The following is a 24,956-nucleotide window of genomic DNA, read 5'->3' as shown; positions in this document are numbered from 1 at the left end:
TCCGCTCGACTTGCATGTATTAGGCACGCCGCCAGCGTTCGTCCTGAGCCAGGATCAAACTCTCCGATAAATGGATCGCAGATTAAGTTCACCACATCCTGTGGTAACATCTGCGTGATCTGCATCGCGCAGACCTCAGTTTGACTGACTACGCACATCGCTGTGCGATTTATAATAAAACTTGAATTAACAGGTACGTTTTGTCTTGTTTAGTTTTCAAAGATCATTCGCCACTTCTTTAAGAAGCGACTTTATTAGTATAGCATTTCGACTTTGTTTTGTCAAATGTTTTTTATTTTATTTCTCCGCCGCTGTGAGCTTATTTTTTCAGAAGCGCATCAGCGACGTTTAATAATATACCATGCTCAGGAATCAGAGTCAACATCTTTTTTGAAAGAATATCCTCGATGAAAAACAGCCTGTCCTTTGGTTTCAATTCGGCACACGCTGATAAGACCTTTTTCCGTCAGGTAATCAAGCATGACGCCAAGGTCTTGAGTGAAATGTTTTAAGTCAGGATGCTGAAGAAGCTCGCTAAATTGCCAGATGTCCTTTTCTTTCATCACTTCGAAAAGATGTGCTGAACCAATCTCAGCTTTAGAATGAATAAGAAAATCATTTGCTAAGAATAATAATTCAAGTCTTTTTTCCAAGCTTTCGTGACTTTCAATCAGCTCGGAATATAATTTGTACACTTGCGGCTCCATCTGACGCACTTGACTCCACACAGTGGTTTCCGGATGGAATCCTCTGTCGATTACTTCAATACGTGCTAGATGATGCAATGCATGGACTACCGCATTGTAGGCATCTAAAAATTGATTGGCTTCAAAGAAAGCTTTTCCTTCAACGTATCTTCTAATTAACTTGCCGTATTCAAGACCGATCTTCAGTTTGCGTTCTGCAAACGGAAAAGTATTAAGCCTGTCGATAAGCTCAGCAATATACTCATTGCGGTCAAACATGACTCTTCCGTTTACAATCCAATCTATGATTCTTCTATTTGTGCCGAGCAAAATCCATTCTTGAACCTGAGCGTCAGTTATCACATGCAAAGAGGCTGTTTTGTGATCAAATTCATAATGCTTTATAAAAACAGGCTTATCAGACTGCTTTACAATGACAAGCAAAGCGGCATCAAAGTTATCTGTTATGGAAGACGTTTTGTTTCTTCTCTCAATCATAATAACAGCCAATGTATTGGGATGACTTGCTCTTTCTTGGTAAATTGGACGGAGAAGATTTTCCATCACTATTCCTCCAATGCAATTGTTCAATTTTTTTTATTCTCTATTTGATTCAATTCTATGGTTAAAACGAAATTCCTTTTTTCTAAACACATTGAACTATTATAAACAATTTCAAAGCAAGTCTCCATATTTAAATTCCATTTCAAACGAAAACATGAAGAAAATACCATCAGGTTTGTGCTATATTTAATTCAGAGGGGGATGGACATGACGAAATACTCCAGCAAAATTAATAAAATCAGAACGTTTGCGTTAAGTTTGGTTTTCGTTGGGTTTATCATTATGTACATCGGGATCTTTTTTAAGGAATCCGTTTTGCTTTCGAGTTTGTTTATGATACTTGGGCTTTTATCTATCGGGCTCAGCACGGTTGTTTATTTTTGGATCGGCATGCTCTCGACCAAAGCGGTTCGGGTCATTTGTCCAGGCTGTGAAAAAGAGACCAAGGTTTTAGGCAGAGTAGATATGTGTATGCATTGCAGAGAGCCGCTGACTTTAGATCAAAGCTTAGAAGGAAAAGAATTTGATGAGTCTTATAATAAGAAGAAAATGTCGAAATAAATAAGCTGACCGTTTCGCGGTCAGCTTATTTTAATGGTTTTCTTTTTTTGAACACTCTTGGCAGACGCCGTAAATTTCTAAACGGTGGTGGCTTACTTTAAAGCCGGTCACATGTGCAGCGAGCTGCTCCACTTCATCAAGGCCGGGATAGTGGAAGTCCACAATTTTACCGCAGCTTTCACAAATAGCGTGATAATGATCGGATGTAACAAAATCAAATCTGCTGGAAGCATCACCATATGTGAGCTCTTTTACCAGGCCGGATTCCCGGAACACACGCAAGTTGTTATATACCGTCGCTACGCTCATGTTAGGAAATTTCCCTTCCAGAGCTTTATATATATCGTCCGCTGTTGGATGAGCCATAGAGTTAACGAGATATTCCAGAATCGCATGACGTTGAGGAGTAATGCGAACTCCGGTTTCCTTCAACGTTTCTAAGGCTTCTTTTAGTTCATGTGCAGCCATCCGTCATGCACCTCTCTTCTAAAAAAGATTCTTACATTATAATGTTTATAATTAGTGTAACTCTTTTTACGATAATTTGTCAATTGATATTAGGGTAAAAGTTGCAGCATATGCTATGAGACTGATTGACGATTTTACTTTCCCGACATATCTTTCAGCGTCTGGAGCGCTTCAGCTACATGGTCTTTCACTTTTACCTTTCTCCACTCTTTTATGAGCCGGCCTTCTTTGTCAATTAAAAAAGTGGAGCGTTCAATCCCCATATATTCTTTTCCGAAGTTTTTCTTTAGTTTCCATACATCAAACGCCTCCGCCAGCTTGTGCTCGTCATCGACAAGCAGCAAAAACGGCAGATTATGCTTCTCTTTAAATTTCTCGTGTTTTTCCTCGCTGTCCGGGCTGACGCCGATAATCACAGCATCCAGCTCAGCGAAGTTTTCGTGGCTGTCACGAAAATCGCACGCTTCAGTTGTGCATCCCGGTGTCATGTCTTTTGGATAAAAGTAAAGGACGATATACTTCCCTTCATAATCCGATAATTTTACTATCTCCCCATGATCGCCTTTCAACTCAATATCAGGCGCTTTTTGTCCGATTTCAATAGTCATTTCTTTACCTCCGGATGTTTTTGTATTAAGCGTATCCAATTCTTGTCCAGATTACAACTATGACCCTGTATCTTGAGCCTGAATCCGTTGTGCTTGTCTGGAAGCATGCTACAATAGAGGGGACGCAAGGAGATATAGGAGGTTATTATTTTTGTATACAAAATCAGTTGAACTTCACCGTGAAGCATTAGAGCATATTGTCGGCGGTGTAAACAGCCCTTCAAGATCATATAAAGCAGTTGGCGGGGGTTCTCCTGTTGCAATGGAGAAAGCAAATGGCGCTTATTTTTGGGACGTCGACGGAAACAAATACATTGATTATTTGGCGGCTTACGGGCCGATCATCACCGGACATGCCCACCCGCATATTACAGAGGCGATTAAAAAAGCCGCAGAAAACGGTGTATTATATGGAACACCGACAAAACATGAGGTTACTTTTGCAAAGATGCTGAAGGAAGCCATCCCTGCTATGGATAAAGTAAGATTCGTCAATTCAGGGACAGAAGCTGTGATGACGACCATCCGTGTGGCTCGTGCTTACACAGGCCGCACCAAAATTATTAAATTTGCAGGCTGTTATCACGGCCATTCAGATCTTGTGCTCGTAGCGGCCGGCTCCGGTCCGTCTACTCTGGGCACGCCTGACTCAGCCGGTGTACCGAAAAGCATTGCAAACGAGGTCATTACAGTTCCTTTTAATGATATTGACAGCTACAAAGCGGCCTTAGATAAATGGGGCAGTGAAATCGCAGCGGTTCTCGTTGAACCGATTGTCGGCAACTTCGGTATCGTTGAGCCAAAAGAAGGTTTCTTAGAACAAGTAAACGAACTGACACACAATGCGGGCGCCCTCGTTATTTATGATGAAGTCATTACTGCTTTCCGCTTTATGTATGGCGGTGCTCAGGATCTTTTACAGGTGAAACCGGATTTAACTGCACTCGGAAAAATTATTGGCGGCGGACTTCCAATTGGAGCCTATGGCGGCAAACAAGAAATTATGGAGCAAGTCGCACCGCTCGGCCCTGCATATCAGGCAGGAACAATGGCCGGAAACCCCGCTTCTATTTTATCCGGCATTGCTTGCCTGGAAGTGCTGAAAGAGGAAGGCGTGTATGAAAAGCTTGACCATCTTGGCGCTATGCTTGAGGAAGGCATTTTGGCACACGCAGAAACCCACGGCATCACAATAACAGTCAATCGGTTAAAGGGTGCGCTGACGGTATACTTCTCTGATGAGAAAGTAGAAAATTACGATCAGGCAGAACGCAGTGACGGTGAAACATTCGCTACGTTTTTCAAGCTGATGCTGGAGCGCGGCATTAACCTCGCACCTTCTAAATATGAAGCGTGGTTTATTACAACAGCGCATACAGAGCAGGATATTAAAGATACGCTTGCTGCTGTTGAGGATGCTTTTAAACATCTTAAAAAGTAATATTGCACATCCCCGGACAGGAGCTTAATGCTCCTGTTTTTTTGTAGTTTTAAAAAGCGTGTAAGATTTTGGTCATTTTCTTGAAAAATAGCTTGAATAATTGTATTGATCCCTGTATATTACTTAATTGTTTAGCAAATAAACTCACAGGGAATTTTAATGATTAGCCATTTGCTAGGTCAAACAATTTATTATAGAAAGGAATGCACGCACAAACCAATGAAACTTGGTGCCCGCATTTTCAAAACAGGGATCGCGATTACGCTGGCTCTTTATTTAGCTTCGTGGATCGGACTTCCCGCACCGATTTTTGCTGGGATTGCAGCGATATTTGCGATCCAGCCGTCAATTTACCGCTCTTTTCTTATTATTATTGATCAGGTTCAGGCAAATATTATCGGAGCTGTTATTGCCACAGTGTTCGGTCTTATTTTCGGACCCAGTCCGATTATGATCGGATTGACAGCAGTTATTGTTATTACCATAATGCTGAAGCTTAAAATTGAACATACGATTTCGATTGCTCTTGTTACAGTTATTGCGATTTTAGAATCTGCCGGTGACGACTTCTTAATGTTTGCGCTGATCAGAACAAGCACAGTCATTTTAGGGGTACTTTCTTCCTTTATCGTCAACCTGGTGTTCCTGCCGCCTAAGTACGAGACAAAGCTGATTCATAACACAGTCGAAAACACTGAAGAAATTATGAAATGGATCAGGCTGATTATGCGCCAGTCAACAGAGCATTCGATTTTGAAAGAGGATATTGAAAAACTGAAAGAAAAAATGATCAAGCTTGATCAGACATATCTTCTATATAAAGAAGAAAGAAGCTACTTTAAGAAAACGACTTACGTGAAATCAAGAAAACTTGTCCTGTTCAGACAGGCGATAATAACCGCAAACCGGGCGCTCGACACGCTAAAGAAGCTGCATCGCCTGGAAAACGAGATTTATCATATGCCTGAAGAGTTTCAGGAAACGCTGACTGAAGAACTTGATTACCTGCTTCATTGGCACGAGCGGATTTTGATGAGGTTTGTCGGCAAAATTAAACCGCATGATGATACAGATGAAGAAGGCATCCAATACAAACAGCTGCTGACAAAGTCATTTCTTAGAAACCAGCGCAACTCAGATGATGAGCTTCTTGATTATAATATGCTTAATATTATGGCAAGCGCTGTGGAATACCGCGAGCAGCTTGAACATTTAGAAACACTTATTACAAGCTTTCAAACGTACCATCCGAAAGACTGCGAATTGGAAATAGAAGAGTAGCCCGGTTCACGTCACCGGGTTTTTTTATACAAAAAAATCTTATATCCTTGATCAAAGGATATAAGATTGATGTTTAGTTCAAGTTTTGAATTGTGAATAAGTGCTTGTATTGACTGTCATAATCCATCAGTTCATCATGGGTTCCGGTTTCGATGATTGTTCCGTTTTCCATGACAACAATTTTATCCGCATGTGTGATGGTTGATAAGCGGTGGGCCACAACAAAAGTTGTTCTGTCCTTCGCCAGCTTGTCCATCGCTTCTTGAATGTAGTGCTCACTTTCAAGATCCAAAGCTGAAGTAGCTTCATCCAAGATCAGCAGCGGCGGATTTTTCAGAAATACACGCGCAATGGAAATCCGCTGTTTTTGTCCCCCCGAGAGCTTAACGCCTCTTTCTCCCACACGGGTCTCATACCCTTCCGGAAAACTCATAATAAAATCATGTGCATTGGCTGCTTTTGCGGCTTCCATAATGTCTTCAAGCGTGGCATCAGGTTTTCCGATCGCAATATTTTCTCTAATCGTTTCACTGAATAAAAAGGTATCCTGAAGCACCATGCCAACCTGATTGCGCAGGCTTCTTGCTTCATAATCCCGAATATCTGTCCCGTCAATCAATAGTTTGCCGCTTGATACATCATAAAACCTTGGAATCAGGCTGACGAGCGTGGATTTCCCTCCGCCGCTCATTCCAACGAGGGCTACGGTTTCTCCTCTGGTTACTTTTAAAGACACATCGTGAAGGATGTTTTCTTTTCCCTTTTCATATTGAAACGACACATTTCGAAATTCGACTTCTCCGCGGATATGGTCAGCTTTGATAGCATTTGGTTTGTCAGTCAGTTCATACGGCTCGTCAATAAATTCAAATACCCTGTCCATTGAAGCGATTGACTGCGTCAAGGTTGTAGAGGAATTAATCAGCCTTCTGACAGGGTTATACATTCTGTCGATATATCCGACAAACGCAACCATCGTTCCGACTGTCAGCGGTCCGTTGATGACAAAATAGCCTGCAAATGCAATCACGATGAGCGGTGCCAGATCTGTAATAGTGTTGACAACCGCAAAGGTTTTGGCATTCCAATTCGTATGACGGATTGCTTTATCTAAGAAATGGCTGTTTTTTTCGTTAAAGTTGGCCTGCTCATGGTCTTCTATCGCAAAGCTTCTGATCACCGGCATGCCTTGAATCCGTTCATGCAAATGCCCCTGTACCTGAGCAAGCGCCTGTGACCGCTCTCTTGTCAGCTTTCTTAAACGGCCGTAAAAATACTTCACTGATATACCGTATAACGGAAACAAAATGATGGAAATAAGCGTTAATTTAACGTCCAGTGTCAGCATGATAGAGATCACGATCAAAATCGTCAGCATATCGAGCCATATATTCATCAGACCTGTGATCACAAAATCCTTTGTTTGTTCCACGTCATTGATGACTCGGGAAATGACTTCCCCTGTTCTAGTATTCGCATAGAAACGAAGGCTCAGCTTCTGTATATGATCAAACAGCTTGGCTCTTATATCATAGAGTACCTTGCTGGCTGTCCACTGGGCAAAATATTGCCGATAATATTCAACAGGCGGGCGCAAAATTAAAAATAAGGCGAACATGATCGCCATAATGGTGAACAATGACGTTGTTTTGTCACTGGCCGTGCCGCCTCCTTGAATAATGTCGTCAACTACGTACTTCAGAAGCAATGGGAGAGCAAGCGGAATGGAGAATTTTACGATCCCGATTAATACTGTAATGAAAATTTGCTTCTTATAAGGTTTGACGAATTGCATATAGCGTTTCATAACCCCCACGTTGATTCCCCCTCTCTTTATCATGATGTGTGTGAGCCCATGTGAAAAACCTGTTGTACCCCGCAACAGGTTTTTACGTAACCATTATTTTGTATAGCGCAAATACCGTTCATACCACATATCGACAAACTCGGGTGCAAACGGGCCCTGCCGCTGATGAATCCAATGGAGCAACGTGTTTAAGTAGTCTCTTAAAATACTGTCAATTTCTTTTGGATAATTCATGGATTTCCGATGATCATCATATTCGTCTTCATCGAGAATATTGTAAGTCATGTCAGGAAAAACCTTAACATCTAAGTCATAATCAATATATTTAATTGCTTCGCCATCATAGGCAAACGGAGAACTGATGTTGCAATAATAATGAACCCCGTCTTCCCTCAGCATCCCGATGACATTAAACCATTGTCTTGCGTGAAAATAACAGATTGCGGGCTCTCTGGTTATCCATGTCCGGCCGTCTGATTCGGTTACCATCGTCCGGTCATTGGCTCCGATGACACACATTTCTGTACTTTTTAAGATTGTTGTCTCATTCCAAATTCTATGAATCAGCCCATTATGCTTATAGCTGTGAATTTGAATGGTTTCTCCTTCCTTGGGATAACCCATATTTCTCCCCTACTTTCTATAAAGCCCTACAGTTAGTATGTCCAAATTTGCTTACCGACAACGTCTTTTACCTATTATAACGTTACAAATTGAAAAATGAAAATAAAAGAGCCATTCCGGCTTGGGAATGGCACATTCCTGCTCTACACATAGGAAGACGGCTTTTCTGAGCTGCGATATGAACGAATCACCTGCTCTGTCTGTTTTTGAAATGTATCCTGTATATCAGCAAGATGCTTTCGTTTTACCGCAATTTCATCCTGAATACCGCGCAGCCTTGCATCCCTTTCCAAGTGCCGGAGTTCTGCTTCGATTTCTTTGCAGCGGTCGAGCTCTGATTGGAGATCGAGAAGCTTGTCCATCGTTTTCATCTGTTCTATTACCAGCTTTTCAAATTCCGTCATCGGTTCCTCCTTCAGCCTGGTCAAAGTCTAAACGTTTCCACCATTAATCATTTCGATTCTGATTTGGCAAACCCTTTGACTCATTCTGTTGAGCTTTCACAAGTTTTGTCGTTTTTCAAACAGAAAAAAGCACTTCCACCCGAAGATGAAGTGCTTTTTTCTGTTTCAGTGATTAGCTGTTTTGTTGTTTGTTTTGTTCAGCAGATTGGTTTTGCTGTCTTACCTGCTGTGTGTTAGTTTCGCTTGCGAATTCAGTGCCGAATTGACCTTGTTGGCCAGCAGCTGATTGTTGGTTTTGTTTTCTGACTTGCTGAGCGTTTGTTTCGCTAGCAAATTCAGTGCCGAATTGACCTTGACCAGCAGCTGATTGTTGGTTTTGTTTTCTGACTTGTTGAGCGTTTGTTTTGCTGAAGTTATTTGAGTTAGCCATTGTTATCACCTCCACGGTCATTAGAATGTGCAGGTAATCGAGTGGCTATTCCTTTTTTCAAAAAAATTTTTTAAACGAGCAGTGAGCGCCCGCCGTCAACGATAATGGTCTGGCCGCGGATCATGTCAGCTTTTGATGACACTAAAAATTCAACCGTATCAACCATATCTTTAATCTCGACCATACGTCCCGCCGGGGTATTTTGACGCGCATCCTCCAAAAGGTCGTCTCTGTTCGGGAAGTGTTTGAGCGCATCTGTGTCAATCGCTCCGCCTGATACCGCATTTACGATAATCTGTTTTGGTGAAAGCTCTACTGCGAGATAACGGGTTAAAGCCTCTAACGCAGCTTTTGACACACCAACTGTCGTATAGTTTTCAAGGTAGCGGATTGAACCTAATGAGCTGATGCTGACGATATGACCGCCGCCGTTTTTCTCCATCAGCTTTGCCGCTTCCTGAGCGCAGAAAAGCAAGGCTTTTGCATTGATGTTCATCGTCCAGTCCCAATGTGTCTCCTCTAATTCCATAACCGGTCTCAGCACGCCTGATGCAGCATTGTTAACAAAAACATCCAGTCTTCCAAAGGTTTCATCAATTTGCTGAAACATCTCTTTAATTTTTGCGGGCTGTCCTACGTTTGCTTTTACGATAAGCACTTTCACGCCAAGTTTTTCGATTTCTTCCGCTGTTTCCAGAGCGGCTTTTTTGCTGCGTGCATAGTTAATGACAATATTATAGCCGTTTTCCGCAAGTCTGATCGCCGCTGCTTTTCCGACGCCGCGGCTGCTTCCTGTTACGAGTGCACATTTATTTTGTTCCATTTTTTCCTCAGCTCCTTGTAGCGTATAGTTCTCTTCATTCCACAAACAATAATGGCAAGAACTTTAAAGGGGGTCTTCTGTTATGTATGTCGGACGAGATATGAGCGAATTGACCATGATTTCCAAAAAGGACTGGAAAAACAGTGAACTCGCCTTTTTTCATCATGCCTTTCAGCAAATTATGCCTTATTTGAACGAAGAAGGCCAATCAAAATACCGTGAATTAACGCAAGAGATTGAAGCGCGCGGCGGAATGAAGCGCAATGAAGCAGACTACAGCCACGGCACGCGCGTCAGTTATGATTAAGGACTCTTACCGAGCAGCCGAATTAAATGACTCCGGCTGCTTCCACTGCCATCTTCCAAATTTTTTGATGTGACACTGGAAACGCGAATTCTTCAAGCTCTTCCTTCGTTACTTTTTTCAGGTCTGCAGTATCCGACACTTGTTTTACTTTACCGAAAAACACAGAAATATTCCATACCAGGTGGGTGAAAACATGCTCCACTACACCTTGGAGGTCACTGATTTCAGCTTTTATGCCAAAATCACTTTCTAAAAATGCAGTGAGCTGCTCGCGCTCTGTTTTGATTCCTTTTTGCGTTTCAAGATTCGGGAATTCCCACAGATTGGCAAGCAGCCCCTTAGACGGGCGTTTATGAATATAGACTTGTCCGTCATCATCTGTCAGTACAATTGCAGCCATTGTTTTGATCCCGGGTTTTTTCTTTTTGCTTTTCACCGGGAGTTCTCGTTCAGTGCCTTCTGCAAACGCTGAGCAATGCTGCTGAACAGGACAAAGCAGGCAAGAAGGTGATTTCGGCGTACAGATGATGGCTCCCAGCTCCATTAAACCCTGATTGAATTCAGAGGGTTTTTCTTTTGAAATAAACGCACGGACTGCTTCTTCAAAAATTGTTCTTGTTTTTGGCTTGGCAATATCATCCCAGATGGACAGAATTCTCGACATGACACGCATCACATTTCCGTCAACCGCGGGAATCGGTTTATTGTATGCGATGCTTAGCACCGCTCCTTTTGTGTAAGGGCCTACGCCTTTTAAGCCGCCGAACTCTTTTTCTTCTGACGGAACAACTCCCCCGTATTGCTGCTTCACTTCTTTAACCGCGCTTTGCAGGTTTCTGACCCGCGAATAATAACCGAGGCCTTCCCATGCTTTGAGCACTTTTTCTTCATCGGCATCAGCGAGCGCTTCTACTGTCGGGAATTGCTCCACAAACCGTAAAAAGTAAGGAATGACCGTCTCTACCCTCGTTTGCTGGAGCATCACTTCAGATACCCACACCTTATATGGATCTTGGTCCTCTCTCCACGGCAGAATGCGCTGTTCTCTTTCGAACCAGTTAATTAAATCATTTTGAAATTGCTGTATATCTTTTTGTTTTACCTTATCTTCAAGTACGTTCATATGTGTTTCTCCCCAGTCTCTCGCGCCCCGCTTTTCTTTAGACTGTTTTTTGTTGTACACTAAGGGCACAGTACGATAATATGTTACATTAAATAGAAGTAAAGAAAAAGCGGAAACATATGAGAACGATTAAACAGGTTAAAAGATTGGGTATATAAAAATAGGTAATGTCTTACAAAAGTGAATGTGCAGGATACACCTGCAAGGAGGTCACCTATGGATACGGGCACACATGTTGTCATGGGCATCGCCCTCGGCGGAATCGCGACACTGGATCCGGTTGTCGGAACAGATCCGGCAATGGCACACGCAGTCATGATCGCTACGCTTGCGGGCTCACAGGCTCCTGATATTGATACTGTGTTAAAACTTAAAAACAATGCTGTTTATATAAGAAATCACAGAGGCTTTACCCATTCTATTCCCGCCGTTTTGTTTTGGTCTGTCATCATTCCGGCGATTTTGTATTTATTTTATCCGCAGGCTGATTTTCTGCATCTGTGGCTGTGGACATTGCTGGCAGTTGTGCTGCATGTATTTGTTGACATTTTCAACGCGTACGGAACACAAGCCATCCGGCCGTTTTCGAAAAAATGGGTGGCACTCGGGCTGATTAACACATTTGATCCGTTTATATTTATCAGCCATCTGGCGGCCATCGCGGTTTGGTATGTCGGCGGCAGCCCCGGTATCACATTTCTCACCTTATACGTAATACTGGCAGGCTATTATATCTTGCGCCTGATGATGCAGCTGCGAATCAAACGGCAGCTCCGTGAGATGATTCATGAAGAGATCGAAAGCATTATCATTTCACCGACGATGAAATTCAGGCAATGGCGGATTGCGGTTACGACTGCGCATGCTTTTTATGTAGGAAGGAGCATGGACGGGCATGTGGTGATACTTGATACGTTTAATCGGGTGCCTGTTCCTGAAACCGACGTTATGCAAGCGGCGAAGCAGGATGATAACATTGCGGCGTTTCTTTCGTTCTCCCCGGTTTACAGGTGGGAAGTGGATACGTATAAGGATCATTACGAGGTACGGTTTATTGACCTGCGTTATCGGAGTAAAGGGCACTATCCGTTTGTGGCAATCGTTCATATCAGCCATGATCTTGAGATACGCTCATCTTATACCGGCTGGATATTCAGCGAAGAAAAGCTTCAGAAAAAATTAAAGCTCGGCTCTATTTAGAGCCGGGCTTTTTTGCGTCTTGTATAAATAACAGCTAAGAGCAGACTGATGAAAGAAATCAGTGCTGATATTTTAAAATATGGCGGATAGTAGGTCAGTTCAATTTGATTGTCTCCCTTTTGCGCCTTAAAACCGATAAAAGTGTAATCGGCTTTTTCCATTTTCCGCTGTTTTCCGTTAATTTTCAGCTCCCAGCCTTTCTCATACGGAATCGGGAGCATGATGTACTGGGGTTTGGAATTGTGATATGTGAATGTCAGCTTGTTTTTATTCCATTTCAGGCTGTCTGTTCTCTCTGTTTTGTTTTGCGACACAGCGTTTTTTAATGTTTGATAATTTTCTTCATAAAGCGCTATGTGTGAAAGCTCGTACGTTCCTTTCGGAAGCCTGATCGAGATATGATCTGATTGAGGCACTCTGATGGTTAAATCATTTACACCCGTTTTATAGATCGATTGATTGGATTTTCTTGTTGTGACATAATCATTTACCTTTAGCGTAAATCCTTTGTCTTTTGCTTTGCTTTTTAAATAAAAACTGACATAGTAATCGCCCGGACCGGCTGACGCCTTTTTCGGAGTGATGATCAATTCTCCGCCGTTTTCTCCAGTTACCGTAAGGAGTCCGTTTTGATATTGAGCTTGTTTTGCAGTGATGTCCGATTTGGAGATCAGATTCGCCAGATCAGGCGGCTGCTCTGTTTTTTCAGTTGGATCTGCTAACACAATTCCTTTCAGCATCGCTTGCTCTTTCGCAAGAGCGGGCAATTTTTCCAAATCCCTTTCTGAGTAAACTTTATCGGCTGATTTGACGAAAGGAAGCATGTATTGATTTTCATAAACGGTGTAGTGCTCTGATTCCATATGTTTTGTAAAGCCGTATGGAACATTCGCTTCGTTTACTTTTTCTGTCATATAATATCTGCCGTAAAGCAGGCTGTACAAATTCGCTCTGTCCCCCAATGAAGCGTAGCGGCTGACGCTTTCTCTTCCCATATCGATGCGAAGATCATTCCAATAGAAGGAGAGCAAGTGGCTGTTTAAAATGCTCGAGTAGGCGCTGAACCCATTAAATCCGTAAATAATCGGAGTGTTATTGCGGACGCCATTCATCCAGTCGATTCTCATGAGCGGGTCATTGTCTTCCTTTTGCACACGTCTGATGAGCTTAGATTGTTCGTCTCCTTTGTATTCCTCGCTTGTAATATAGGATTTTGAGACACTGTCCAGCCCGCCTCCTTCTGAGAGCGCATATTTCTGATAGGTGTTAGCGACAAGCAGCGAAGACAAAATCACCACACCGTATACAGCAAGCTTTGCCCGTTTTTTCACAAAAACTGCGGCAAACAAAGCAGCGATTGTCAGGAACAAAAGCAGTAGGATGCTTTCATTCGCTGGCTTCCATATATCAAGCTCATATCTTTGGACATGATACCAGTAAAGAAGCAGAACAACCACTGCTGCTGGAAGCAGTTCTTTCCGCCTCAGCTCCTGCAGCTGTGATAAACCTGCGGCGGCTGCTCCGGCGATTGTAAAGGCCAAAATATATTCAAACCGGTTTTGCGGTGCGGAAAAGCCGTTAAAGGCGCTTGCCGCGTACGGACTGAAATGAAAGAGGATAAACAGAAGGCTCAATCCGGCAAAAAGGCGAAACACCCGGTGTTTATAAAAAGAAATGACAAACAAAAACAGCAAAAAGATGGCTGGCACCACGATAATCCTGCTTGAAAATAAAATATTATCATCGAAATTCAGCCACTCTATTTTTTCATTATACGGAGGACGCAGGTTATTTAAATACCCGTAAACCACCGGCACAAATACCGCCGCACTGATACCGAAAGAAATGAGTCCCGAGACTAAAAACATTCTGCATTGAACCCATTTTTTCACTTCATGATCTTCCAGCTTGATCAGCCATCTGAACAAAATATAAATTCCAATAAAAATCAGATTTATGTATGCAAAGTAAAAATTGTTGATTAAGCTCAGTGAGCAAGCAATGATAAACCATGCCGGACGCCGCTCCCTGATGATTTTTTCCGCTCCGAGCACGAGAAGCGGAAGCCAAATCATTGTATCGGTGAAAAATTCCCAATACGCTTCGTGGCGAAAGTAAATGATCGATACTCCGTATAGTACAGCACCCGTAAACGCCGCTGCTCTGTGTTTGAGCAAATAGCTGAAAACAGAAGCTGCTGTAAAAATAATCAGACTCAGCTTAAAAATGCTGATAAAAACGGCTGACTGTGCCCAAAAAAGCGTGTCCGCCTCACCGATGAGATGAACGGATTGCAGCAGCCATACTGCGGCGGCTGTCGCAAGAAAAAGGAAAGAAGCAGAAAAATAATAGCCAAGCTGACTGAATGTGCCGCCGCCGAGTCCGAATGAATAATGATAGAAAAAGTTTCCTTGCGTGTATTGTTCATATAATAATTTCTTAAATACGATCATTTGCGCCAGTCCGTCACCGGGACCTGTCATATATCTGCCTTCCGCCCATTCTTTCACAAAAAAAGCGTGCGCAAGAACGGCTATGAACAGACTGGCCGCATAAATCATGACATGTTTTCTTTTTTTCATAAGGATTCTCCAGTCTTGCCGTTAACTGTAAGCATGCAAAAAAGCACTGCCAATGGCAATTGATTCATTTCAGTGCAGTTTGGTCAGGCGCCGCATGTTTTTCAATTCGTTCGTTTCAGGCAGATCTTTGCTCGGGATATTTGCTTCTTTGATCAAATAATGCGGACGTTTTTTTGTTTCATAATAGATTCTGCCGATGTATTCTCCTATGATGCCAAGGCTTAACAGCTGAACCCCGCCAAGGAATAAGACCGCAGATATAATTGTGAAATATCCGGGTACAGAAATACCGTTTGTAAGAATTTTGACGAACGTGGCTATGATATAAATAAGAGAGAGCAGCAATACAAAAATGCCGGTGTAAAAGCATATTCTCAGCGGTTTATGGTTAAAGGAGACAACGCCGTCCATTCCGTAATTAAAAAGGCTGCTGAATGACCATTTGGATGTGCCGTTTTTTCTTTCGACATTTTCGTAAAAAACAATTTTCTGTTCGAAGCCGATCCAGCAAAACAGGCCTTTTGAAAAGCGGTTGCCTTCGCTCAATTTCAAAAGTGCATCCACAGCTTGGCGGCTTAACAGCCGAAAGTCTCCGACACCGTCACGCAAATCAACTTCCACCGCTTTATTAATGAACTTGTAGTAAAGGGACGAAAGAAGCGAACGCACTGGGTTATCCCCTTTTCTGTTCCTCTGGGCAATGACTTGATCATAGCCCTCCTCGTAGCCTTTAATAAAGTCCTTCAGCAAATAGGTCGGATGCTGCAAATCGGCGTCCATCACGACAACTGCCTCGCCTTGAACATGTTCAAATCCGGCCAAGATCGCGGCTTCTTTTCCAAAGTTTCGCGAAAATGATATGTATTTCACTCGGCTGCATTTGGATGCCAGGTCTTTGATCTGCTGAAGCGTGTCATCAATACTTCCGTCGTTAATGAAGAATATTTCATAATCATAATGAATATTTTTGAATTCCTTTTTTAAAGATTCATGAATGAGTTTGACATTATAACCTTCATTGTAAGACGGGATAATAATCGAGATTAATCCTTGCTTCATTAAGGCACCTTCTTTTTATTATTCTTTTTAAGTATTGCCTTAGGGGAATTGTACACAAATCTTCAGTAAGGCTATTCCTTTTTTTAAAGTCGTTTAAACCTGTTTTTTGTTACATTTTTGGTATGACATTTGAGTATATGTAATGTTATTTTGTCAGGATTAAAATAGAGTATGAAAAAAAAGCATAGAAAAAGTCTGCCATTTCGACAGACGGTGCAAAGAAAATCTGACTTATTGGTTTTCAAGATATTCTAAAATAAGCTGATTCACGATGGCCGGCTTTTCGTGGCTGATCCAATGGGACGCTTCATCCACAAATATTAAATGCCCGTTTGGACAGCGTCTTGCTGTTTCTTTTGCAAGCTTTCTGCTTAAAAAGCGGTCTTCCATTCCCCAGATCATCCGATAAGGGGCTGTATGGCATTCGCGGGAATTTTCTGCAAGGCTGCCTTTTCTGAGTGCCCTGTACCAGTTCAGCATTGATGTCAGGGCGCCAGGCTGCTTCCACGCTTCTTTGTACTTATTGATATCCTCAGAAGAAAAAAGCTCCGGCCGATCAGATAGCCCGATGGCTTTATCTAATTTCTCATAGTCGTTTTCTGTTAACGCGGCCTCCGGTTTGTCCGGCAGCTGGAAGAAGGCAATGTATGAGCTTTTCAGCCATTGCGGAGGGTAGACTGGCGTTACGGTTTTCATGACGTGCGGATGCGGTATGTTAATGGCGATAAGCTTTTCAAGATATTCCGGACGTGTTGATGCCAAGTGCCAGGCTACTGCTCCTCCCCAGTCATGTCCGATCACGATTGCTTTTTGATCAGTAAATTGTGAAATAAGCCCAATGATATCATCTCTTAATGTATCAATCCGATATGCCTCAATTCCTTCCGGTTTGTCACTGAGATTGTAACCTCGCTGATCAGGAACAATCACCCGGTACCCCGCGTCCGCAAGCGGTTTGATTTGGTTTTTCCAGCCATACCAAAACTCAGGAAATCCATGGAGCAGGACGATAAGCGGGCCGTCCTCCGGTCCTGCAGAAGCAACGTGGAGTGTGATTCCATTTGTTTTGACAAACTGGCTGTTAACTCCTTCCACTTAAATCTCCTCCTTGACTTTGCGTCATATGTTTCAGCCTTTTCTCTGTCAGTATAAAAGTGATGATACAAGCAGCAACAAGCAAGATCAGCTGAAGGATGATAAAGCTTGATCTCAGGAGCACCCCGGCCCCCAGGACAATCAAACCTGACAGGATCATGAGCGCCGCACTGTAACGGTTGGCTTCATTCCATAACTTTTGATCTGACATTGAGCGTCTCGTTCTGAATCCATATACACTGTTAATGGATTTTGGAGGGAACAATTTGATGAAAAGACCTGCAATCATCATGAGCCCTCCGCCGACTAAACATGCCATATGATCATCTCCTCTCTCATTGTTACGTTCAGAAAGAAGAAATGTTTCAATATCCTGACAAAAAGACAAGCATGAGCCTGTCTATTTAGCGTATTTGTAAATCCTTTGTCGGAATATAGCCTTTTATCCCGCCGTGATCAACGAATGCCCAGCTGAAATCAAATCCTCCGTTTTCACTGAATCCCCAGCCGAGCAAAGTGACTTCTGTCCCCGAGGAAAGCTGCTTGGCTTTTCCATTTTCCGGTGTTGGAGAATAGAAGGCAGTCTGTTTTGCTGTTTTTGCTTGACTTGCGGTTTTCATTAAGAAGTGTGTTGAAATATATGCTTTTTTTCCTTTGAATTCGATTTGAGCCCAATCAGCATTAGCAAACCCCTTTACAGTGACTTTCTGTTCAGATGATACTGTGCCGAGAATCGCGCTTTTTTGTTTTGGCTCAGCCCGGACATTCAGTTTTCCTGCTTTAATCATATAAGAATCTGATGATGGCATAGTGACATTTATGGTCTGAAGGGTTGCAGCTTTTGCTGCGGGAGCAGTGCTACATGCTGTGAAACTCAGTCCTGCGGCGGCAGTTAAAGCGAGCAATACTTGTTTCTTTTTCATACATAGCTCCTCCTCGGATTTTGACAAGATATAAGAGGTATTCCCTGATTGCCTGGAGGATGAAACACTTTTTGTTTATTTTTTCTAACAGTTAAGGAAATGTTAAGGTTTGTAAGGTGTACATTACATTCTAATCTTTGTATGATACATTATGTAAGGTATACGTTACATAACGAGAGAGGATCAAATAAGATGAAGCACGGGGTTCGTAATTGTGTAAAAGAATACAGAAAAGCTAAAGGATGGACACAGGATCAGCTGGCAGAAAACATTCAAGTGACAAGACAGACGGTCATTGCAATTGAAAAACAAAGATATGAACCCTCGATAGGCACTGCAATTAAATTATCTTCAGTATTAGAGTGCTCATTAGATCAATTATTCTGGATAGAAGGAGACAAATAATATGAACATGACGTATCGTACCGGATTGTTTTTGCAAACTTTGCTTCCCATTTTATTGTATGTCCTTTATTGGCATTCACCTTCAACTTTAACACTTCTGTTAGCAGTCATCGGAACTGCACGAGTTCTTTATTCTGCCGCACATATTCATAGAAATAAACTCTGGGGAAACGTACACTTTCAGAATGACCAACGCACCCGCTCAAATGCTCATTTCGCGGGCTATATATCACATTGGGTGATGATTGTTATTTTGCTTATAGGTGTTGTTCTTATTCATCAATCCATGCTTCCTCTGTCCTATCTGCAGCTGATTGCATATACTGCTTTTCTTGGTTTTATGCTTAGAATGGTGATTAGTGATGTGCTTAATACAAATGTGTAAAAAACAGCCTGCCGTACTTTGCCGGCAGGCTGTGTTAATGTAAAAGCCCTCTGCTTTGGTTTAAGTAATCATTCACGTCTTCACGGCCGCTTTGGAAAAGGTGGAGCTGGCCGCCATAGTTCTCAATCCACTGTGTGACGATTTTTTCGGTCATTTTTTCGCCTTGGTAGGCGTGTCCGGCTTTTGCATAGGTTGCTTCAAAGTCGCTCCATAACAATTCCACCCATGTTTTCGCCTGAATGTAGCTGATCATATCGTTTTTTTCCAGAAGCAGATTTGTCAGTTTCTCAATATACGTATTCATTTGGTGGTCTCCTTTCCTTCAGGAAAAAAATTACGCTTTAAAACTTCATGTTCTCCATATACTAACCTTACGTCTTCATCTGGCAAGACGCAACTTTTTGATCTCGAACCTAGGGGGATATGACATGGTCCGCAATAAAGAAAAAGGATTTCCTTACGAAAACGAAAACAAGTTTCAAGGTGAACCGAGAGCAAAGGACGACTATGCTTCAAAGCGTCCTGACGGGTCAATCAACCAGCATCCTCAGGAAAAAATGAGAGCCTCCGGCAAACGATAAAAGAAGAACAGCTGCACATGTGCAGCTGTTTTTTAGCCTTTATTGACTTGATACTCATAGACGCTTTTCTTTTCAGACAGATGCGCAAATGTTGAGAGCACCAGTCCGCACGCGGTCATCAGCGCTCCTCCCGCAAACAGCCAGGAATAAGAACCAGTTCCGCTTAAAATGATGCCGCCGATCCACGCGCCGAGCGCATTGGCCAGGTTAAATGCAGACACGCTCACAGCTGCGGCGATCGTTGTTCCGTTCTCAGATGAAGAAAGCACCTTTGTTTGCAAAAGAGGCGGTGTGCCGAATGCGCAAGCTCCAAATAAGAAAGTCGCGACAATGGCTGCGGCCGGATAAACGGCGATGTACGGGAATACCGCAAGTACGCCGATCAAACCGATCATGACGCCAATCATGGTCCGGGTCAGCAGAGGAAGCGGCACTTTTCCCGCAAAGAAGTTTCCCGCAACCCCTCCCAAACCATAGGCGAAGAGGGCGCCTGTAATGCCGACTGTGCTGAAACCCGCTGAATTTCTTAAAATCGGCTCGATAAACGTATACGCGATAAATACGCCTGAATAGCCTAAAATTGTAATCGCAAAGGAGTACAGCACCTGTTTGTGTTTAAATACTCCCCACTCATTCATGAGCATCGGGATGACTTTTGGTTTTCTGTTCGGCACGGTAGCCATCAGGCCTAAAAATCCGATCACTCCAAGCACCGTAATGATGGAAAACACGACTCTCCAGTTTAGGACATCACCCAAGCAGGAACCGAATGGAACACCCAGCATCAAAGCCACTGTTAAACCGCCGTTCATAGACGCAGCGGCTGCGGCGCGTTTTTCCGGCGGCACCATTTCACTAGCGAATACCATCGCAATCGCAAAGAAAGCGCCGTGAATGGAAGCAGATAAAATTCTTGAGACCGCCAATACCGCAAAATTCGGTGCCAGTGCGCTCATCAGGTTGGAAAGGATGAAAATCCCCATCAACCCAAGAAGTACCGGCTTTCTCGGGAGCTTGACAGAAACAATCGTGACGAGCGGGCCTGTTACACAGACGCTTGCCGCATAAGCGGTGACAAGGAGTCCCGCAGAGGAAACATGTATATGAAAGTCATCGGCAATCGACGTCAAAATACCCATCACCGCATATTCTGTGTATCCAATTGAAAACGTGCAGATCATTAGAACAAAAATAATTAATTTTACTGATGGATTTTTCATACTCAACGTCATCGCCTCCTTTAATGTGAAAAAACAACGAGTTCCATCTTAAAAGAAATCCAGGGTGAATTCAATCATTTTTTCTCTAAAAATCGCCTTGAGTGTGCTCAAATAAAAAAGAGGCTGATATTCAGCCTCTCGGTTATCCCTGCTTCTTTTGCTGTAATACTGAGATTGGAAGCGCTTCTTCTTGATCGGGAGCCGATGTTCTGTATCCCCAAGCGAAAACGCCATTTAAATAGTTAATGTGAAACTCGTCCTCAGAGCCGTCCACAACATACGTTTCTCCCGGCGAGAAGTCCTCCGGGTTCAGCAAGTATGCCTTTGCCATCGCAATTTTCCGTTCGAGCACTGCCAGTTCATTTATGATTCCAAGCTGTTCCGCTTTTCTTGCTTTTTCAGAGAGTCCTGCGATTTCTGTATTGAGTTCGTGCGTTGTCATTTGACTGTATCGTTTCTCCATTTTTCAGCTACTCCTCTTCCTGCAGAAATTGATCGATTAAATCGAGTGAGAATCCTTTTCTGAATAAAAATTGTTTGACCTTCATAGCACTTTCATAGGAGCCGTCATAACGGTATTTTCTAAACGCTTTTTCCGCATGAAGACGCAGCGCTTCTTTTTCAGTATCTTCGTCATTTTCGTATTCAATCTGCTCCAGCGCCGCAGAGATGACATCAAATGAGAAGCCTTTGCGCTGCAGCTGCATCTGTGCTCGCTGTTTGATTTCTTTTGAAGAGAGTTTCTTGTCTTTCTTCAGAAGCTTTTCGATATGCTTAACTGCTTTGTCCGTCTGTTCTTCAAAGGAGAAAGAACTCAGCGTATCTTTGATGGTGTCGTCATCGATCCCCTTCGCTTTCAGCTCTCTGAACAAAACGTCAGGCCCTTTTCCGTTTGTTTTTTTGTGAGTGCTCACGTAGGCCGCCGCAAACTCTTGGTCATTTAAATAGTTGTAATCGTTCAGCTTATGAATCACTTCCGCAATGACGGGCGCCGAGGTTTCTTTTTTCTTTAAGTGGTCTTCTACCTCTTTCGTTGACCGCATTCGATAGGATAAAAAATCAATCGCACGGTTGAAGCCTTTTTTTACTTCATCGCCGTATTGAATCTCAATGATCTCGAGGTCATCAAGCTCTTTTCCCTTTGTAAGCTCAAATTTCACGAGCACATCTGCGTCAACACTGAAAGCATATTTTTCATCCAGAAAAATATTAAAGCGTTCCGTATTCTTCTTTTGCGCTGAAATCTTTGTAATAAATGGCATCTTAATCTCCCTTCTCCGGTCTCAAATGCGTTTTCTATGATCAAAATGAGGTAAAGTATAGTTATCAGAACGATGAGGAGAGATGTTTATGAATATTGCAATGACGGGCGGAACGGGTTTTCTCGGTACGCATCTGACTGGCGTCCTCACCCGCCAAGGACATCATGTTTATATTTTATCAAGAAACGCGCCAAAAACTGAACAAAAAAATATCACTTATGTCCAATGGCTGACTGAAGAAGCTGCGCCTGAACAAGAACTTTCCCATATTGATGTTTGGGTAAATCTTGCGGGAAAATCGATTTTTGGCTGCTGGAACGAAAAAACGAAGCAGCAAATTCTCTCCAGCCGGATCGATGCAACCCGGGAAGTACGGCGGCTTATTCATAAACAGGCGAAAAAACCGAAGGCGCTTATTCAAGCCAGTGCAGTGGGCATTTACGGCACCAGCCTTGAAAAAACCTTTACAGAAGACTCCCCCACGTCGGACGAGGATTTTCTCAGCCACACTGCACATATGTGGGAACGGGAAGGGCAAAATATAGAGGTGATGGGCATTCGAACGGTTTACGCGAGATTTGGCGTGATGCTCGGAGAAAAAGGCGCTCTCCCGCTGATGATTCTGCCATATAAACTGCTGGCCGGCGGAACGATCGGGACGGGCCATCAGTGGCTGTCCTGGATTCACGTGGATGACGCCGCCCAGCTGATTGTATATGCAATCGAAAACGACAGCATCTCAGGTCCCGTTAATGTGACAGCGCCTAATCCGGTTGAAATGAAGCAGTTCGGAAAAACGATTGCACGGGTGGTACATCGTCCCCACTGGCTCCCCGTTCCAGCATTCTTTTTATCAAAAGCATTGGGTGAGATGAGCCTGCTTATTGTGAAAGGACAGCGCGCTCTGCCTAAAAAAGCAATTACGTCCGGATTCCGTTTTACATATTCAGATCTTGAATTCGCCCTCTCGCAGCTGCTGACGGACCGAAATGCTGTATAAAAACGGAAGGAAGCGTCAACCTTAAGAATAACATGGTTGAAGGAGGTCCTTTTATGGAAAAGAAGAGGGAGAAGCACCAGCAAGGAGCCAACCTGAAGAAAATGCAGGAAGTTCTTTATTCGAGTGAATTTAAAAAGGCGGAAAAAGCTGCTAAGCGGAAGTAGGGATACATAGCGCCGGAAAGCAGATACTATGTTTGTTTGATATCACTTTTTAGGGGGAATTTGATATGGGCAGAAATCATATCCACAAAAACCGTGATAAAAACAAACAAAAACTTCCTCAGGTTCCCGATGCGTTAAAACGAGAAACTGACGGCGTTTACGAGGAATATTCAAGCGAACTCGCTGATGCGGATGACCGCGAAGCGCAGGAGCGCGCAAAAGCGGCCGACAGCAGAGCGAAAAGCAAAAAACGTTAATGAAAAACCCCTTGTCTCTGCTTGAGACAGGGGGTTTTTTACAGCTCGGTGAACCGTTCCTTTATCGGTGTGCGTTTTTTCACTTCCGGCATTTCATCAGGATAGCCTGTTTGTATGATCGCGGCGAAGCGCTCGTTATCCTGTAAACCGAAGGCTTGATGCACGTCTTTATCATAGAGGATCTTTCCGCTTTTCCAAACCATGCCGATTCCTTTTTCCCAGGCAAGAAGCTGGAGGTTTTGAATCAATGAGCTGGTTGCCGCAAAATCATCATCTCTTGCTCTTTCGTTCTCATCTTCCTTAAATACAACGAGCAGAAATCCCGGCACACGGCTGAGTGTCTTTTTGAAGTTTTGGAGTTTTTCTTCCGTCATGTCCGGCTTTGATTTTTTAGAAAATGAAGCAAAGGTTTTAATCAAGCTTGCTTTTCCAGTTTCACTGGAAACGTAAATAAATCTCCAAGGCTCCGTCACTCTGTGATTTGGCGCATATTTTGCCGTTTCTAGCATGTCAAGGATGACAGCCGGAGGTACGGGATCTTGTTTAAATTTACGGATTGATCTTCTGCTGCGTATGATATCCCGCAGTGCTGAATCTTGATTTATCTGTTCGGCTTGAGGCATACCGCTTCACCCTTTCTGTCCAATTGAAAATGATTATCAATCATAATCATAACGGAAAGTGCAGCTTTTTGTAAACCGTCAGCCATATTAGATTTCAAGAATCCGAGTTTCTGAGTAAACGGCAGTCCCTGTCATGTTCACTTTGATGTGATCGTTTTCTCCATTTATTTCAATTTCCACTCTTCCGTCTTTCCCCATCTCCTGTCCTTGTTCAATGATGAATGTACGCTGCCCGGACCGGCCGTATTGCTGCATGTAAGCTCCCATCACACCGGATGCTGTGCCAGTCACGGGATCTTCTATTGTTCCTGAATACGGCGACGAAAAGTGGCGCCCGTGCAGGTCGCTGTCAGAGTGAATCGTTTCAAAGGTAAATGGATGCACTGAGGCTTTTGGCAGATCAACTAGAACATCCGGAAATTGTTTGTTATTCGGCACCATTTTTTTAGAGGCTTCTAATGATTTGAGCGGAACGATCGCAGTCCATATGCCTGTGCTGCCAAAAACAATTGGAAGGTCCTCATGAAAGTCCTCGGCCGTAATTCCCAATGCGTCCGCGAGCTTTTCCCGGTCGCCCGTAAATGGTTTGAATTTCGGAGCAGCCTGTTCAAGTGTGATATGGATGCGCCCCTCTTTTTCAGAAATGTTTGCTGGCAAGATACCGGCTTTTGTCTGGATGCTGTACGTTTTACCAATCTCCAGCCTTCCTTTTTCACATAATGCGTATAGGGAAGCGACCGTCGCATGCCCGCATAAATTCATTTCGTGTCCAGGAGTGAAGTAACGGAGTTCAAGATCAGCCGCCTCGCTGTTCCGAATAAAGGAGGTTTCTGAATATCCTGCGATTTCAGCTATTCTCTGCATTTCTTCTTCTGTATAATGGTCCCCGTGCAATACCACTCCCGCGGGGTTTCCTTTGCCGGGATTTTCCGTAAATGCTTCATATTTTAATACCTCTGCTTTCATTCGCCTGCCATCCTTTCTACATCAATGTCTCTGTCAGTATAACAAAATATTAGAGGGAATTTTCAGTCAATACCAAAAACCCATTTTCTTTGCAGAGAAAATGGGTT

General features: G+C 43.2%; 31 protein-coding genes and 1 rRNA gene. 11 read left to right on the top strand and 21 right to left on the bottom strand.

Annotated features, from left to right (window positions below):
* Together WA325_RS18610 and WA325_RS18605 are read right to left on the bottom strand one after the other, a co-directional pair.
* Nucleotides 1-70 (bottom strand): 16S ribosomal RNA (locus WA325_RS18610); the annotation flags it as partial.
* Between the two features lie 295 nt (nucleotides 71-365).
* Nucleotides 366-1,250, bottom strand: a complete 885-nt coding sequence (locus tag WA325_RS18605) for a nucleotidyltransferase-like protein (RefSeq protein ID WP_024120667.1) — start codon at nucleotides 1,248-1,250, stop codon at nucleotides 366-368.
* A 207-nt stretch (nucleotides 1,251-1,457) separates the two neighbouring features.
* Here WA325_RS18605 and WA325_RS18600 point away from each other — a divergent pair, with 207 nt between their 5' ends.
* The gene (locus WA325_RS18600) at nucleotides 1,458-1,811 is read left to right on the top strand and encodes a YgzB family protein (RefSeq protein WP_336184070.1); all 354 of its coding nucleotides are present in this window, start codon (nucleotides 1,458-1,460) and stop codon (nucleotides 1,809-1,811) included.
* Between the two features lie 30 nt (nucleotides 1,812-1,841).
* Here WA325_RS18600 and perR read toward each other — a convergent pair whose 3' ends face one another.
* Both perR and bcp read right to left on the bottom strand, forming a co-directional pair.
* Nucleotides 1,842-2,279 (bottom strand): peroxide-responsive transcriptional repressor PerR, encoded by a 438-nt coding sequence (perR, locus tag WA325_RS18595; RefSeq protein WP_010333472.1) that lies wholly within the window; start codon nucleotides 2,277-2,279, stop codon nucleotides 1,842-1,844.
* 134 nt (nucleotides 2,280-2,413) lie between these two features.
* The gene (gene bcp, locus WA325_RS18590; protein WP_336184069.1) at nucleotides 2,414-2,887 is read right to left on the bottom strand and encodes a thioredoxin-dependent thiol peroxidase; all 474 of its coding nucleotides are present in this window, start codon (nucleotides 2,885-2,887) and stop codon (nucleotides 2,414-2,416) included.
* 151 nt (nucleotides 2,888-3,038) lie between these two features.
* Here bcp and WA325_RS18585 point away from each other — a divergent pair, with 151 nt between their 5' ends.
* Both WA325_RS18585 and WA325_RS18580 read left to right on the top strand, forming a co-directional pair.
* Nucleotides 3,039-4,328: a glutamate-1-semialdehyde 2,1-aminomutase gene (locus WA325_RS18585; RefSeq protein WP_044163752.1), complete on the top strand. Its 1,290-nt coding sequence runs from the start codon at nucleotides 3,039-3,041 to the stop codon at nucleotides 4,326-4,328.
* 219 nt (nucleotides 4,329-4,547) lie between these two features.
* Nucleotides 4,548-5,609 (top strand): aromatic acid exporter family protein, encoded by a 1,062-nt coding sequence (locus WA325_RS18580; protein WP_101860259.1) that lies wholly within the window; start codon nucleotides 4,548-4,550, stop codon nucleotides 5,607-5,609.
* A gap of 73 nt (nucleotides 5,610-5,682) precedes the next feature.
* Here WA325_RS18580 and WA325_RS18575 read toward each other — a convergent pair whose 3' ends face one another.
* The 5 genes from WA325_RS18575 to fabL form a co-directional block, all read right to left on the bottom strand.
* Nucleotides 5,683-7,425 carry an ABC transporter ATP-binding protein gene (locus WA325_RS18575; RefSeq protein ID WP_127695642.1) on the bottom strand — a complete coding sequence of 581 codons (1,743 nt, stop codon included), beginning with the start codon at nucleotides 7,423-7,425 and terminating at the stop codon, nucleotides 5,683-5,685.
* Between the two features lie 84 nt (nucleotides 7,426-7,509).
* The gene (gene ntdP, locus WA325_RS18570; RefSeq protein ID WP_003239685.1) at nucleotides 7,510-8,040 is read right to left on the bottom strand and encodes a nucleoside tri-diphosphate phosphatase; all 531 of its coding nucleotides are present in this window, start codon (nucleotides 8,038-8,040) and stop codon (nucleotides 7,510-7,512) included.
* A gap of 143 nt (nucleotides 8,041-8,183) precedes the next feature.
* Nucleotides 8,184-8,444: a YgaB family protein gene (locus tag WA325_RS18565; protein WP_024120661.1), complete on the bottom strand. Its 261-nt coding sequence runs from the start codon at nucleotides 8,442-8,444 to the stop codon at nucleotides 8,184-8,186.
* Nucleotides 8,445-8,616: 172 nt separating this feature from the next.
* Nucleotides 8,617-8,874, bottom strand: a complete 258-nt coding sequence (gene sspE / locus WA325_RS18560) for a gamma type acid-soluble spore protein SspE (RefSeq protein WP_024120660.1) — start codon at nucleotides 8,872-8,874, stop codon at nucleotides 8,617-8,619.
* 70 nt (nucleotides 8,875-8,944) lie between these two features.
* The gene (gene fabL / locus WA325_RS18555; RefSeq protein WP_105954870.1) at nucleotides 8,945-9,697 is read right to left on the bottom strand and encodes an enoyl-[acyl-carrier-protein] reductase FabL; all 753 of its coding nucleotides are present in this window, start codon (nucleotides 9,695-9,697) and stop codon (nucleotides 8,945-8,947) included.
* An 82-nt stretch (nucleotides 9,698-9,779) separates the two neighbouring features.
* Between fabL and WA325_RS18550 the strand changes: the two genes are divergently transcribed.
* Entirely contained in the window at nucleotides 9,780-10,004 is a 225-nt protein-coding gene (locus WA325_RS18550) for a hypothetical protein (RefSeq protein ID WP_024120659.1), read from the top strand.
* A gap of 22 nt (nucleotides 10,005-10,026) precedes the next feature.
* Here the strand turns inward: WA325_RS18550 and mutY are convergent, their stop codons facing one another.
* Nucleotides 10,027-11,127, bottom strand: coding sequence for an A/G-specific adenine glycosylase (gene mutY, locus WA325_RS18545; protein WP_024120658.1), 1,101 nt, complete (start codon nucleotides 11,125-11,127; stop codon nucleotides 10,027-10,029).
* A gap of 216 nt (nucleotides 11,128-11,343) precedes the next feature.
* Between mutY and WA325_RS18540 the strand changes: the two genes are divergently transcribed.
* A complete protein-coding gene (locus WA325_RS18540; protein ID WP_024120657.1) occupies nucleotides 11,344-12,327 on the top strand; it encodes a metal-dependent hydrolase in 984 nt (327 codons plus the stop codon).
* Here the strand turns inward: WA325_RS18540 and WA325_RS18535 are convergent.
* The 5 genes from WA325_RS18535 to WA325_RS18515 all read right to left on the bottom strand — a co-directional run bounded on the left by WA325_RS18535 (nucleotide 12,324) and on the right by WA325_RS18515 (nucleotide 17,986).
* Nucleotides 12,324-14,909, bottom strand: coding sequence for a YfhO family protein (locus tag WA325_RS18535; RefSeq protein WP_202853731.1), 2,586 nt, complete (start codon nucleotides 14,907-14,909; stop codon nucleotides 12,324-12,326). The two genes, WA325_RS18540 and WA325_RS18535, sit on opposite strands and share 4 nt — an antisense overlap.
* 69 nt (nucleotides 14,910-14,978) lie before the next feature.
* Nucleotides 14,979-15,968, bottom strand: a complete 990-nt coding sequence (locus tag WA325_RS18530; RefSeq protein ID WP_010333459.1) for a glycosyltransferase family 2 protein — start codon at nucleotides 15,966-15,968, stop codon at nucleotides 14,979-14,981.
* A gap of 231 nt (nucleotides 15,969-16,199) precedes the next feature.
* Nucleotides 16,200-17,063 carry an alpha/beta fold hydrolase gene (locus WA325_RS18525; protein WP_105954867.1) on the bottom strand — a complete coding sequence of 288 codons (864 nt, stop codon included), beginning with the start codon at nucleotides 17,061-17,063 and terminating at the stop codon, nucleotides 16,200-16,202.
* Nucleotides 17,050-17,382, bottom strand: coding sequence for an SdpI family protein (locus tag WA325_RS18520; protein WP_095714800.1), 333 nt, complete (start codon nucleotides 17,380-17,382; stop codon nucleotides 17,050-17,052). Before WA325_RS18520 ends, WA325_RS18525 begins: the two co-directional genes overlap by 14 nt.
* An 85-nt stretch (nucleotides 17,383-17,467) precedes the next feature.
* Nucleotides 17,468-17,986, bottom strand: coding sequence for an SH3 domain-containing protein (locus WA325_RS18515; RefSeq protein ID WP_202853730.1), 519 nt, complete (start codon nucleotides 17,984-17,986; stop codon nucleotides 17,468-17,470).
* 192 nt (nucleotides 17,987-18,178) lie between these two features.
* On the opposite strand from WA325_RS18515, the gene WA325_RS18510 reads away from it, so the two are divergent.
* Together WA325_RS18510 and WA325_RS18505 are read left to right on the top strand one after the other, a co-directional pair.
* On the top strand, nucleotides 18,179-18,391 hold the full coding sequence (locus tag WA325_RS18510) for a helix-turn-helix transcriptional regulator (RefSeq protein ID WP_010333455.1): 213 nt from the start codon (nucleotides 18,179-18,181) through the stop codon (nucleotides 18,389-18,391).
* 1 nt (nucleotide 18,392) lies between these two features.
* Nucleotides 18,393-18,776, top strand: coding sequence for a hypothetical protein (locus tag WA325_RS18505; protein ID WP_095714802.1), 384 nt, complete (start codon nucleotides 18,393-18,395; stop codon nucleotides 18,774-18,776).
* Between the two features lie 34 nt (nucleotides 18,777-18,810).
* On the opposite strand, the gene WA325_RS18500 is transcribed toward WA325_RS18505, so the two are convergent.
* Nucleotides 18,811-19,080 carry a YfhJ family protein gene (locus WA325_RS18500; protein WP_024120650.1) on the bottom strand — a complete coding sequence of 90 codons (270 nt, stop codon included), beginning with the start codon at nucleotides 19,078-19,080 and terminating at the stop codon, nucleotides 18,811-18,813.
* Between the two features lie 124 nt (nucleotides 19,081-19,204).
* On the opposite strand from WA325_RS18500, the gene WA325_RS18495 reads away from it, so the two are divergent.
* Nucleotides 19,205-19,357 (top strand): small, acid-soluble spore protein K, encoded by a 153-nt coding sequence (locus WA325_RS18495; RefSeq protein ID WP_010333452.1) that lies wholly within the window; start codon nucleotides 19,205-19,207, stop codon nucleotides 19,355-19,357.
* Between the two features lie 32 nt (nucleotides 19,358-19,389).
* Here WA325_RS18495 and WA325_RS18490 read toward each other — a convergent pair whose 3' ends face one another.
* From WA325_RS18490 to recX, 3 genes are all read right to left on the bottom strand, one after another.
* A complete protein-coding gene (locus tag WA325_RS18490) occupies nucleotides 19,390-20,583 on the bottom strand; it encodes an MFS transporter (RefSeq protein WP_202853877.1) in 1,194 nt (397 codons plus the stop codon).
* Between the two features lie 136 nt (nucleotides 20,584-20,719).
* Nucleotides 20,720-21,040 (bottom strand): YfhH family protein, encoded by a 321-nt coding sequence (locus tag WA325_RS18485; protein ID WP_105954865.1) that lies wholly within the window; start codon nucleotides 21,038-21,040, stop codon nucleotides 20,720-20,722.
* Between the two features lie 7 nt (nucleotides 21,041-21,047).
* Complete coding sequence (gene recX / locus WA325_RS18480) at nucleotides 21,048-21,839, bottom strand: recombination regulator RecX (protein ID WP_105954864.1); 792 nt, start codon at nucleotides 21,837-21,839, stop codon at nucleotides 21,048-21,050.
* A gap of 88 nt (nucleotides 21,840-21,927) precedes the next feature.
* Between recX and WA325_RS18475 the strand changes: the two genes are divergently transcribed.
* The 3 genes from WA325_RS18475 (at nucleotide 21,928) to WA325_RS18465 (ending at nucleotide 23,260) form a co-directional block, all read left to right on the top strand.
* Entirely contained in the window at nucleotides 21,928-22,839 is a 912-nt protein-coding gene (locus tag WA325_RS18475; protein ID WP_336184068.1) for a TIGR01777 family oxidoreductase, read from the top strand.
* Between the two features lie 53 nt (nucleotides 22,840-22,892).
* Nucleotides 22,893-23,003 carry a YfhE family protein gene (locus WA325_RS18470; RefSeq protein ID WP_010333447.1) on the top strand — a complete coding sequence of 37 codons (111 nt, stop codon included), beginning with the start codon at nucleotides 22,893-22,895 and terminating at the stop codon, nucleotides 23,001-23,003.
* Nucleotides 23,004-23,068: 65 nt separating this feature from the next.
* Nucleotides 23,069-23,260 carry a YfhD family protein gene (locus tag WA325_RS18465; protein WP_044163723.1) on the top strand — a complete coding sequence of 64 codons (192 nt, stop codon included), beginning with the start codon at nucleotides 23,069-23,071 and terminating at the stop codon, nucleotides 23,258-23,260.
* A 38-nt stretch (nucleotides 23,261-23,298) separates the two neighbouring features.
* Here WA325_RS18465 and WA325_RS18460 read toward each other — a convergent pair whose 3' ends face one another.
* Together WA325_RS18460 and WA325_RS18455 are read right to left on the bottom strand one after the other, a co-directional pair.
* Entirely contained in the window at nucleotides 23,299-23,883 is a 585-nt protein-coding gene (locus WA325_RS18460) for a nitroreductase family protein (RefSeq protein WP_106021589.1), read from the bottom strand.
* 87 nt (nucleotides 23,884-23,970) lie between these two features.
* Entirely contained in the window at nucleotides 23,971-24,849 is an 879-nt protein-coding gene (locus WA325_RS18455) for a PhzF family phenazine biosynthesis isomerase (RefSeq protein WP_105991394.1), read from the bottom strand.
* Nucleotides 24,850-24,956 lie beyond the last annotated feature (107 nt).

Origin of the sequence: Bacillus sp. 205(2023), from assembly GCF_037027485.1 — a bacterium.
Lineage (GTDB): Bacteria > Bacillota > Bacilli > Bacillales > Bacillaceae > Bacillus > Bacillus halotolerans.
Note: the sequence above shows the minus strand (reverse complement) of the source record. Positions and strands in the feature narration are given on the sequence as shown.

Coding starts and splice junctions, on each gene's coding strand:
- WA325_RS18470 (WP_010333447.1), top strand. CDS start 22,893: ATGGAAAAGAAGAGGGAGAAGCACCAGCAAGGAGCCAACCTGAAGAAA.
- WA325_RS18520 (WP_095714800.1), bottom strand. CDS start 17,382: ATGGCATGTTTAGTCGGCGGAGGGCTCATGATGATTGCAGGTCTTTTC.
- WA325_RS18510 (WP_010333455.1), top strand. CDS start 18,179: ATGAAGCACGGGGTTCGTAATTGTGTAAAAGAATACAGAAAAGCTAAA.
- WA325_RS18460 (WP_106021589.1), bottom strand. CDS start 23,883: ATGCCTCAAGCCGAACAGATAAATCAAGATTCAGCACTGCGGGATATC.
- bcp (WP_336184069.1), bottom strand. CDS start 2,887: ATGACTATTGAAATCGGACAAAAAGCGCCTGATATTGAGTTGAAAGGC.
- WA325_RS18535 (WP_202853731.1), bottom strand. CDS start 14,909: ATGAAAAAAAGAAAACATGTCATGATTTATGCGGCCAGTCTGTTCATA.
- WA325_RS18500 (WP_024120650.1), bottom strand. CDS start 19,080: ATGAATACGTATATTGAGAAACTGACAAATCTGCTTCTGGAAAAAAAC.
- sspE (WP_024120660.1), bottom strand. CDS start 8,874: ATGGCTAACTCAAATAACTTCAGCAAAACAAACGCTCAACAAGTCAGA.
- WA325_RS18495 (WP_010333452.1), top strand. CDS start 19,205: ATGGTCCGCAATAAAGAAAAAGGATTTCCTTACGAAAACGAAAACAAG.
- WA325_RS18565 (WP_024120661.1), bottom strand. CDS start 8,444: ATGACGGAATTTGAAAAGCTGGTAATAGAACAGATGAAAACGATGGAC.
- mutY (WP_024120658.1), bottom strand. CDS start 11,127: ATGAACGTACTTGAAGATAAGGTAAAACAAAAAGATATACAGCAATTT.
- WA325_RS18505 (WP_095714802.1), top strand. CDS start 18,393: ATGAACATGACGTATCGTACCGGATTGTTTTTGCAAACTTTGCTTCCC.
- WA325_RS18605 (WP_024120667.1), bottom strand. CDS start 1,250: ATGGAAAATCTTCTCCGTCCAATTTACCAAGAAAGAGCAAGTCATCCC.
- WA325_RS18580 (WP_101860259.1), top strand. CDS start 4,548: ATGAAACTTGGTGCCCGCATTTTCAAAACAGGGATCGCGATTACGCTG.
- WA325_RS18485 (WP_105954865.1), bottom strand. CDS start 21,040: ATGGAGAAACGATACAGTCAAATGACAACGCACGAACTCAATACAGAA.
- ntdP (WP_003239685.1), bottom strand. CDS start 8,040: ATGGGTTATCCCAAGGAAGGAGAAACCATTCAAATTCACAGCTATAAG.
- WA325_RS18540 (WP_024120657.1), top strand. CDS start 11,344: ATGGATACGGGCACACATGTTGTCATGGGCATCGCCCTCGGCGGAATC.
- fabL (WP_105954870.1), bottom strand. CDS start 9,697: ATGGAACAAAATAAATGTGCACTCGTAACAGGAAGCAGCCGCGGCGTC.
- WA325_RS18550 (WP_024120659.1), top strand. CDS start 9,780: ATGTATGTCGGACGAGATATGAGCGAATTGACCATGATTTCCAAAAAG.
- WA325_RS18465 (WP_044163723.1), top strand. CDS start 23,069: ATGGGCAGAAATCATATCCACAAAAACCGTGATAAAAACAAACAAAAA.
- perR (WP_010333472.1), bottom strand. CDS start 2,279: ATGGCTGCACATGAACTAAAAGAAGCCTTAGAAACGTTGAAGGAAACC.
- WA325_RS18530 (WP_010333459.1), bottom strand. CDS start 15,968: ATGAAGCAAGGATTAATCTCGATTATTATCCCGTCTTACAATGAAGGT.
- recX (WP_105954864.1), bottom strand. CDS start 21,839: ATGCCATTTATTACAAAGATTTCAGCGCAAAAGAAGAATACGGAACGC.
- WA325_RS18515 (WP_202853730.1), bottom strand. CDS start 17,986: ATGAAAAAGAAACAAGTATTGCTCGCTTTAACTGCCGCCGCAGGACTG.
- WA325_RS18455 (WP_105991394.1), bottom strand. CDS start 24,849: ATGAAAGCAGAGGTATTAAAATATGAAGCATTTACGGAAAATCCCGGC.
- WA325_RS18475 (WP_336184068.1), top strand. CDS start 21,928: ATGAATATTGCAATGACGGGCGGAACGGGTTTTCTCGGTACGCATCTG.
- WA325_RS18600 (WP_336184070.1), top strand. CDS start 1,458: ATGACGAAATACTCCAGCAAAATTAATAAAATCAGAACGTTTGCGTTA.